Origin of the sequence: Corallococcus exercitus (assembly GCF_042231735.1) — a bacterium.
In the GTDB taxonomy this organism is placed as follows: Bacteria; Myxococcota; Myxococcia; order Myxococcales; family Myxococcaceae; genus Corallococcus; species Corallococcus exercitus_B.
In genome coordinates this window covers 8,750,246-8,758,425 of record NZ_CP102577.1, presented here as the reverse complement: position 1 = coordinate 8,758,425, position 8,180 = coordinate 8,750,246, and the positions used below count along the sequence as shown (strand labels likewise).

Genomic DNA, 8,180 nt, shown 5'->3' with positions numbered 1-8,180 from the left:
CCACCCCATGGCCCGACACTTCACGCAGACCCAGCACGCGTCCCTGCGCGCGCTGCTGGGCGCGGCTCCTGAGGGCGGCGCGGAGGCCCTGGCGCACCGGCCGCCGGTGGCCTTCCGCGACGTCCAGCGCATCCTCGGGCTGCCGGAGCTGCCCCACGTCCACCTGCTGGGCGAGGACACGTGGCTCCTGGGAGGCCGCCTCCTGCGCTGGCTCACCCACGACACGCGCCCCGGCGGTGACTACGACCTGTTCTGCGCGTCGTTCCAGGCGCTGGAGCGGACCGCGAGGCACATGCTGTCCACGGGCTACACGCCCTGCCGGAGGCAGGTGGCCACGCAATGGGGCCCCTGGCTGAAGGACCGCATCCAGGGCCGTGACGTCCACGCGCCCTGCAAGGCCGCCGCCCCCACGGACGAGGCCGCGCTCCAGGAGCGGCTGCGGCTGCGGCGCTTCCCGGATGGCCGGGAGATGTACGCGCTGGAGCTGCACTCGCCGGAAGGCCACCTGCTCCAGCTCGTGCACATCCCGGCCCTCTTCATTGGGGGCGGCGACGCCGTGGGCCAGCAGCTGGCCTTCACGGACCTGAGCATCTGCCAGTTCCTCCTGGACGGCCGCCTGCTGCACGCGGGCCCCCACGCCTGGGCGGACCTCCTTCGACAGCGGGTCCGGGTGGTCCACATGGTCCGCCCGCGCATCACCGCGGAGCGCCTGCTCAAGTACGCCGGCCGAGGCTTCTGGCCGGACGCGAAGTCCGTGCGCACGGTGTTCCAGGCCGTGCGGAAGACCTGAGCGGCGCGCTCCTGTCCGCACGGGAGTCCGTGCGGACAGGCTGCCCGGGCGTGGTGGCCCTGACTGTTACGGCCAGGTCGGTTCCGGCTCCAGGCAACGCGGGCCGGAGCAGCAGTCGGAGTAGCACGTCAGCATGTCCTCGCCCGGACCGCAGATGCCGTCACCGCAGTACGAGAGGATGAGGCCGCAGTCCGGCCGGCAGCTGCGCGGCGTCTCCAGGCCGTTGCAGACACCGTCGCCACAGAAGGAGCCGCAATCATCGAAGCAGGTGGCGGTCGTCTCCGAGCCATTGCAGGTGCCGTCGCCGCACCACGTGAGGATGGCGCAGTCCTGGGGGCAGGTGCTGGTGTCCTCGTTGCCGTTGCACACGCCATCACCGCAGTAGTCGAGGATGAGGCCACAGTCCTGGGGACAGTTGAGGCTCGTCTCGCGCCCGCTGCACACCCCGTCACCGCAGACCGAGAGCGCTCTGCAATCCCAGGGACAGTTGGTGCTGTTCTCTCCGTTGAGGCGGTCACAGACGCCATCACCGCACAGGTAGCGGCCCATCTCGGCCTCGACCTGCGACACCTCCACCGACTCCGACTCCACGGGCCCGCACGCAGCGAGCAGACCGAGCGACAACCCAACAATCATCACGACGAAACGCGACTTCATGTGTACCTCCAGGGGAAGGGGCCACGCATGCCAAGGCATCCCCAATACACAGACAATGCCAAGCACACCAACGCCCTCGGGACCTGAGTTTTTGTGGCACAACCCGCCACATGAGATGGATTGCGCCGACGTTCTGTAGCGCAATCCGTTACATATGGCTGGAGAGCGCATCCCTCTCGCAGCTGTGCACGTGCCGCACGGAGGTCCGTGACCTCCCTTGCAGACTTCATCCGACCCGAGGACTAGGATCGAGCGCATCCCCCCGCTGAAAGCCGACTCCGCTGAACGCCACCGAACCGCGTCACCTCGCCGGCCTGGACCTGCTCCGGTGCCTGGCCATCCTCGTCGTCGTCGCCTACCACTACCCGCGTCCCGAAGGTCACGAGGCCTACCGGGCGTTCGCCAACTTCGGCTGGACGGGCGTGGAGCTGTTCTTCGTGCTCAGCGGCTTCCTCATTGGCTCGCAGCTGCTGGAGCCGGTGTCGCGCGGGGAGACACCGTCGCTCAAGCGCTTCTACCTGCGGCGCTCGCTGCGCATCCTGCCGTCCTTCCTCGTCGTGCTGGCCCTGTACCTCTTCGTGCCCGCCTGGCCCGAGATGCCCGTGGTGACGCCCGCGTGGCGCTTCCTCACCTTCACGCAGAACCTCGGCCTGCGCCGCAACGGCTTCTCCCATGCGTGGTCGCTGTGCGTGGAGGAGCACTTCTACCTGGTGCTGCCGCTCACCGTGCTCGCGCTGCGCAACCGCCTCCGCGCGCCGTCCCTCCTCGCCCTCGCGGCGGCCGTGATGCTCGGGGGCATGCTCCTGCGCGGCGGGCTGTGGATGCGTTACTTCTCCATGCTGGGACCGGGTGAGCCCGGGTGGCGCGAGTTCGACAAACTGCTCTACTACCCGACGTACGCGCGGCTCGACGGGCTGACCTGCGGCGTGCTGCTCGCGGCCCTGCGCGTCTTCCGGCCCGCGGCCTGGGAGCGCTGGACGCGCGGCGCTCGCGCGGTAGGGATGGCCTTCGTGGGCCTCGCGTGCCTGGGCGGCGTGCTCTTCATCAACGAGGAGCACTACCGCTACCTGCCCTATGTCCTGCTGGCGTTCCCCCTGGTCTCGCTGGGCTTCGCGGCGCTGCTGATGGCGCTGTCCGGCCCCGCGGCCTCGCGCGTCTGCGCCCGCATCCCGGGCGTGAAGACCTTCGCGGTCCTGAGCTTCACCGTCTACCTCACACACAAGGCCGTGCAGCACGGCGTGCGTGACGCGCTGGAGTCCCACGGCATGGACGCGTTCCATGTCGTCACGGTGCTGGGCGGCGCCGTGGCGGTGCTGCTCGCGTCGCTCGCGCTGCACCATGGTGTGGAGCGGCCCATGCTGAAGTGGCGCGAGCGGCTGGAGCGCAGGCTCGTTCCGAAGAAGCCGCTGCCCCAGCCCGCCGTCCCCTGAAGGCCGCCCGCGCTTCTGCGCGACAGAAGCCGCGCACGGGGCACGCCCTGGGCCCGGACGCCGCGTGCGCGTTAAACGTCGCGCATGCGCCCCTTCCTGACGGCGACGTGGCGGTACCTGCTGATGCTCAACTACGAGGTGGATCCGGCGGTGCTGCGGCCCCTCGTCCCCCGGGGCACGGAGCTCGACGCGTGGCAGGGCCGCACGTTCGCGAGCATGGTCGGCTTCCGCTTCCTCGACACGCGCGTGCGGGGACTCGCGGTGCCGTTCCACCGCGACTTCGACGAGGTGAACCTGCGCTTCTACGTGCGCCGCCTGGGCCCCGAGGGCTGGCGGCGCGGCGTGGTGTTCGTGCGCGAAATCGTGCCCCGGCTCGCCATCGCCACCGTGGCGCGCGTCCTCTACAACGAGCCCTACGTCGCGTGCCCCATGCGCCACGCCGTCACCATGGACGGCGCGGACACCGGCGCGCCCGGCCACGTCGAGTACGCCTGGAAGTCCCACGGCCGCTGGCACCAGCTGTCGGCCCGGACGCTCGGCGCACCGGCGGAGAGCGCGCCCGGCTCCCAGGAGGAGTTCATCACCGAGCACTACTGGGGCTACACCGCCCAGCGCGACGGCGGCTGCGCCGAGTACCGCGTGGAGCACCCACGCTGGAGCGTCTGGCGCGCCCAGGAGACCGCCTTTGACTGCGACGTCGCCCGCTTCTACGGCCCCGCCTTCGCCGGGTGCCTCCAGGGCACGCCCCACTCCGCCTTCGTGGCCACCGGCTCGGAAGTGGCCGTTTTTCCTGGAAATGAACTCCCGACCTTGCGGAGCCCGTAGAAATCAATATTCTCAAACTCGAAATTGATTTTCTGAAACCCCATGACGACTCCCAAGCCCACCTGGCCCGTGCCCACCCGCTGCCCCGTCTGTGGAGGCGGCACCGTCATTGAACGCGTCCGCTGTGAGGGGTGCGCGTCCGCGGTGGAGGGGCGCTTCACGACGGGCTGGGTGCAGCAGCTGTCGCCGGAGCAGCTCGCGTTCGTGCGCGTGTTCATCGCGTGCCGGGGGAAGATCAAGGACGTGGAGCAGGCGCTGGGCCTCTCCTATCCGACGGTGGTGTCGCGGCTGGACGACGTGGTGGAGGCCCTGGGGCAGGCGCCCGGAGCGGCCCCGCCTCCGCCTGCTCCGCCGCCTCCGCCCCGTGAGCGCGGCTCTCCGCGCCGGGCGCAGATTCTCGATGACCTCGCGGCCGGGCTCATCGACGCGGACGAGGCCGCTCAACGTCTCAAGAAGGCACGGGAGTAACCATCATGATGGACCCTGAAGCCACGCCGTCCTCCGACGCTTCGTCTTCTTCGCGCGACGGCTCCCAGCGCCATGCCATTCCGTGGGGGCAGCACGCGGAGCTGGAGCTGCACGCGCTCGCCGCCACGCTCGTCGTGTCGCCGCTGCCGGAGGGAGAGAAGCCCTACCTGGTGACGCACGGCCGGGTGGAGGCGCGCATCCAGGAGCACGGCCGGGTGACGAAGGTGGAGCTGGTGCCGCGCGAGGCGGGCTTCCTGTCGCTGTTCTGGCGCCAGGGCGGACAGGCGGAGCTGTTCGTGCCGCCGGACGTGAAGGCCAAGCTCCAGCTGGACGCGGGCGCCGTTCGCATCGCGGGCCTGAAGGACTGCGAGCTGGACCTGTCCACCGACGCGGGCACGGCGAGCCTGCGCGACGTGCACGGCAAGCTGACCCTGCGCACGGGTGCGGGCCGCATCATCGGTGAGCGCGTGGGTGGCACCTTCCACGTCCACGCCGCCGCGGGCGCGGTGAAGCTGGACGTGGACGCGCTGGACGTGGGCGAGCACCGCATCGGGACGCAGGTGGGCGCGGTGGAGCTGCGCCTGGTGTCCGGGCTGGACCTGAACATCTCCGCCCATACGTCACTGGGCTCCACGCAGACGCGCTACCCGTCCAATCCCCAGGCGGCCACGACCCTTCTGCTGGAGACGGAGCTGGGCTCGGTGCGCGTTCGCGAGTCGGGCCGCTCGCGCCACGAGGAGGCGGAGGGCTGGGAGGAGGACTCGCTGCGCTGGCAGCGTCAGGCGGAGCGCTGGCAGCGCCGCGCGGAGCGTCACGCGAACCAGTGGGCCCACGCGTGGGCGAACTCGTGGGGTGCGCCGTCCTGGGCGAATCCAGGCTCCCCGCACCACCGCCCGAAGCCCCCCGCGCCGCCCCCGCCCCCGCAGTCCCGGGGCATCCCCGACGAGGAGATGCGTCGCGTGCTGGACCTGGTGGAAGCCGGCAAGCTCAGCGCGGAGGATGCCCAGAAGCTGCTCAAGGCGATGCAGCGGTGAGGATCAGGCGCCCTGGGTGAGGAAGCGGAAGGGGCGCACGCAGTCCTCCCGGGTGCACCGGAAGAGGTAGCCCCGGCCGTTGTCGCCGAAGTCCAGGCCGAAAGGCATCGCGGCCAGCTGCGCCACGAAGCGCATGGGCTCGTCACAGCACTCCGGCGTCGCCTCGCCGTTGAGCCACCCGGGCACGCCGCCCACCTTGCTCTCCGGCGCCTCCTCCTGCGCGCGGTCCAGCGCCGTGAGCTGCTCCTCGGTGGCCTCGTTGACGTCCACCGACAGCGCCTCGGTGTCCTCGGTGGCGGGCTCGAAGCCGAGCGTCCATTCCGCGTACGGCTTCACCGGCCCCGGCGGCGCGCTCACGGACGACGCGCCCGCCTTCACCGGGACCGCCGCGTTGGCGCCTTCCTCCGGGTCCCAGCGGAAGCAGGCGGTGTCGGGGTTCTCGCACTGGAAGACGTGGACCGACGCGTGCGGCGTCAAGTCCAGCCGTCCCTCGACATGCGGCAGCTGGAAGAGGAAGCGCTGCGGCCCGCCGCACATGGCGCAGGCGGGCCACTCCAGGGGTCCCGGCGCCTCGGGCGTGCCCCCCACCTTCATCAGGGGGACACCGGTGCGGCCAGGAACGAGCGCCCAAAGGGGCGCGAGCGGACGGGACATGCCTCGGACTCTAATCCTTCGGACAGGAATTCTGTCCCCATGGATGAGAAAGAGAGAACCCTGCGGGCCCCCGTCCGCGGCGCACCGCACGAACCTGTCCGACTGTCGGACAGGTTTGGAGGGAGCCGAGGACCGGCCTCGCCACCCGCCGGGGCTGGGGGCTTCCGCTTCGTCCGAGCAGCGCGGAAACCTGTCCGACTGTCGGAGAGGTTTGGAAGACCGCGTCGGGCGGGAGGGGTGAGCCGGGATGTTCCAGGGCCTAGAAGTCCGCGATGCGGTCGGCCAGCGACGCGTCATCCACGAAGGGGTTGCGGTTCTGCTGGTAGGTCTCGATGACGTCGTTGCGCTTCACTTCCGCGGCGTCCACCTTGTCCAGCGTGTTCCACTGCTTGAGCACGGCCTCGTCGTCCGCGGGGATGTGCTTGTTGTAGACGGTGGAGAAGTAGAACAGCGCGCGCGCCACGTTGCCCTTGTGCTCGTCGGGCGGCTCGAAGACGGTGCGGCCCTTCTCGTCGGTGCCGAACTTGGCGCCGTTCTCCGTCCACTTCACGTTCTTCACCGTGCCGAAGGGCCAGTTGCCCCGGATGGAGTTGGCCTTGCTGTCGGTGGGGAACAGGTGATGCAGGTCCGACTTCGCCGCGCCCGTGGCGCCCTTGGACTGGGGCCAGGTGTGCTCGGTGTTCATCACGTTGCTGTTGGGAATCTTGTTCGTCGTGACTTCCTTGCCCGTGTAGACGCACTTCACCTTGCCGTCGTGGTTGTCCAGCGTGGTGAAGATGACCTTGCGCGCCCCGTTGTAGCCCAGGTCCTTGTGCTTGCTGACCGCGTCGTGCAGCGCGTTGATCAGCGCCTGGTCCTTCAGCCCGTCATAGCGGGGGTCCGGCTTGGACGGCGGCACGTCCTCCACCGGCACCTGCGGCGGGGGCACCGGCGTCGTCGTCGGGGACTTCTTCGCCGGAGCGCCGGCCTCGAACGTGGAGACCGAGGAGAACGCCTTCGGGGCGCGAGCCGTGGAGGCCGGGGCCGACGAGGAGGCCGTCGAGGTGCGGGGCGCGGAGGGCGGGCGGGACGAGATGAGCATGACGGCCTCGGGATTCGAGGTGGGGGATGACCCATTTTCGTCCGGACGCGGGCCGGGTTGCGTGACGCATCGCATTTTCCCTCCGCGCCGGTTGGTTTTCTTCCGCCCGACCCGGGACATCCCGGGAAATGCCCCACCACCGGGCCGTGGCCCCGGGGAAAAGCGGGGCTCATCGCCGGCACCAGGACGGCCTGGGGGCCCGACGTCGGGGGCCGGGCGGCGCGGAGGGGGGGCGCGCTATGCCTCCTTGCGACGCACGAACCGAGGGGGTGGCTTCCATGAAGGTCGTGATTCCGGGTGGCACGGGACAGGTGGGCGCGCTGCTGGCGCGCGCATTCCTCGCGCGGGGGGACGACGTCGTCCTCATCAGCCGGGGAGGCCGGGGCGAGGCGCGCACGGTGTCCTGGGACGGGCGCACGCTGGGTGATTGGGCGAAGGAGGTGGACGGCGCCGACGCGGTCATCAACCTGGCGGGACGCAGCGTGAACTGCCGCTACACGGAGGAGAACCTGCGCCAGATGATGGACTCGCGGGTGGACTCCACGCGGGTTGGGACAGGCCATCCAGCGGGCCGCGAAGCCGCCGCGCGTGTGGCTGCAGATGAGCACCGCGACGCTGTACGCGCACCGGCTGGACGCGCCCAACGACGAGGCCACCGGAATCATTGGCGGGAACGAGCCGGGCGTGCCGACGTACTGGAAGCGCAGCATCGACATCGCGCAGGCCTGGGAGCGCACGCTGGCGGAGGCGGACACGCCCCACACGCGCAAGGTGGCGCTGCGCACCGCGATGGTGATGAGCCCGGACAAGGAGGGCATCTTCGACGTGCTCCTGGGCCTGACGCGCCGGGGGCTGGGTGGGCCCGCGGGCAGTGGCCGGCAATACGTGTCGTGGATCCACGGCCAGGACTTCGTGCGCGCGGTGCAGCTGCTGCTGGAGCGCGAGGACTTGGACGGGCCGGTGAACCTGGCCGCGCCGAATCCCCTGCCCCAGCGGGAGCTGATGGCGAAGCTGCGCGAGGCGGCGCACGTGAGCGTGGGGCTGCCGGCGGCGAAGTGGATGCTGGAGGTGGGCGCGTTCTTCATGCGCACGGACACGGAGCTGCTCCTCAAGAGCCGCCGCGTGGTGCCCGGGAGGCTGCTGGACGCGGGCTTCACCTTCGAGTACCCCGACTGGGGCACCGCCGTGACGAACCTCGTCGAGCGCTGGCGCGCGGGTGGCGGGCCCGTCCGGAGCTGACC

General features: G+C 70.6%; 9 protein-coding genes and 1 pseudogene. 7 read left to right on the top strand and 3 right to left on the bottom strand.

All coding sequences use genetic code 11. The features are described 5' to 3' along the window. Nucleotides 1-7: 7 nt before the first annotated feature. Nucleotides 8-790: a hypothetical protein gene (locus NR792_RS35310; RefSeq protein ID WP_375757104.1), complete on the top strand. Its 783-nt coding sequence runs from the start codon at nucleotides 8-10 to the stop codon at nucleotides 788-790. 66 nt (nucleotides 791-856) lie between these two features. Here NR792_RS35310 and NR792_RS35305 read toward each other — a convergent pair whose 3' ends face one another. Next, nucleotides 857-1,447, bottom strand: a complete 591-nt coding sequence (locus NR792_RS35305; protein ID WP_375757103.1) for a hypothetical protein — start codon at nucleotides 1,445-1,447, stop codon at nucleotides 857-859. A gap of 281 nt (nucleotides 1,448-1,728) precedes the next feature. Here NR792_RS35305 and NR792_RS35300 point away from each other — a divergent pair, with 281 nt between their 5' ends. From NR792_RS35300 to NR792_RS35285, 4 genes are all read left to right on the top strand, one after another. Then, complete coding sequence (locus NR792_RS35300; protein ID WP_375761747.1) at nucleotides 1,729-2,877, top strand: acyltransferase family protein; 1,149 nt, start codon at nucleotides 1,729-1,731, stop codon at nucleotides 2,875-2,877. Nucleotides 2,878-2,961: 84 nt separating this feature from the next. Next, entirely contained in the window at nucleotides 2,962-3,702 is a 741-nt protein-coding gene (locus tag NR792_RS35295) for a YqjF family protein (protein WP_375757102.1), read from the top strand. 42 nt (nucleotides 3,703-3,744) lie between these two features. Beyond that, nucleotides 3,745-4,170 (top strand): DUF2089 domain-containing protein, encoded by a 426-nt coding sequence (locus NR792_RS35290; protein WP_375757101.1) that lies wholly within the window; start codon nucleotides 3,745-3,747, stop codon nucleotides 4,168-4,170. Between the two features lie 5 nt (nucleotides 4,171-4,175). Then, nucleotides 4,176-5,204 carry a hypothetical protein gene (locus NR792_RS35285; RefSeq protein WP_375757100.1) on the top strand — a complete coding sequence of 343 codons (1,029 nt, stop codon included), beginning with the start codon at nucleotides 4,176-4,178 and terminating at the stop codon, nucleotides 5,202-5,204. Between the two features lie 3 nt (nucleotides 5,205-5,207). Here the strand turns inward: NR792_RS35285 and NR792_RS35280 are convergent, their stop codons facing one another. Both NR792_RS35280 and NR792_RS35275 read right to left on the bottom strand, forming a co-directional pair. Then, a complete protein-coding gene (locus NR792_RS35280) occupies nucleotides 5,208-5,858 on the bottom strand; it encodes a hypothetical protein (protein WP_375757099.1) in 651 nt (216 codons plus the stop codon). Nucleotides 5,859-6,117: 259 nt separating this feature from the next. Continuing rightward, complete coding sequence (locus NR792_RS35275) at nucleotides 6,118-6,939, bottom strand: endonuclease I family protein (RefSeq protein WP_375757098.1); 822 nt, start codon at nucleotides 6,937-6,939, stop codon at nucleotides 6,118-6,120. A 128-nt stretch (nucleotides 6,940-7,067) separates the two neighbouring features. Here NR792_RS35275 and NR792_RS35270 point away from each other — a divergent pair. After that, a pseudogene (locus NR792_RS35270) lies at nucleotides 7,068-7,418 on the top strand (NAD-dependent epimerase/dehydratase family protein); the annotation flags it as partial. 70 nt (nucleotides 7,419-7,488) lie between these two features. Beyond that, nucleotides 7,489-8,178 carry a DUF1731 domain-containing protein gene (locus NR792_RS35265; protein ID WP_375757097.1) on the top strand — a complete coding sequence of 230 codons (690 nt, stop codon included), beginning with the start codon at nucleotides 7,489-7,491 and terminating at the stop codon, nucleotides 8,176-8,178. Nucleotides 8,179-8,180: the final 2 nt, after the last annotated feature.

Bases quoted from the DNA above. Each gene is read 5' to 3' on its own strand.
- NR792_RS35310 (WP_375757104.1), top strand. From the start codon at position 8: ATGGCCCGACACTTCACGCAGACCCAGCACGCGTCCCTGCGCGCGCTG.
- NR792_RS35305 (WP_375757103.1), bottom strand. From the start codon at position 1,447: ATGAAGTCGCGTTTCGTCGTGATGATTGTTGGGTTGTCGCTCGGTCTG.
- NR792_RS35295 (WP_375757102.1), top strand. From the start codon at position 2,962: ATGCGCCCCTTCCTGACGGCGACGTGGCGGTACCTGCTGATGCTCAAC.
- NR792_RS35290 (WP_375757101.1), top strand. From the start codon at position 3,745: ATGACGACTCCCAAGCCCACCTGGCCCGTGCCCACCCGCTGCCCCGTC.
- NR792_RS35285 (WP_375757100.1), top strand. From the start codon at position 4,176: ATGATGGACCCTGAAGCCACGCCGTCCTCCGACGCTTCGTCTTCTTCG.
- NR792_RS35280 (WP_375757099.1), bottom strand. From the start codon at position 5,858: ATGTCCCGTCCGCTCGCGCCCCTTTGGGCGCTCGTTCCTGGCCGCACC.
- NR792_RS35275 (WP_375757098.1), bottom strand. From the start codon at position 6,939: ATGCTCATCTCGTCCCGCCCGCCCTCCGCGCCCCGCACCTCGACGGCC.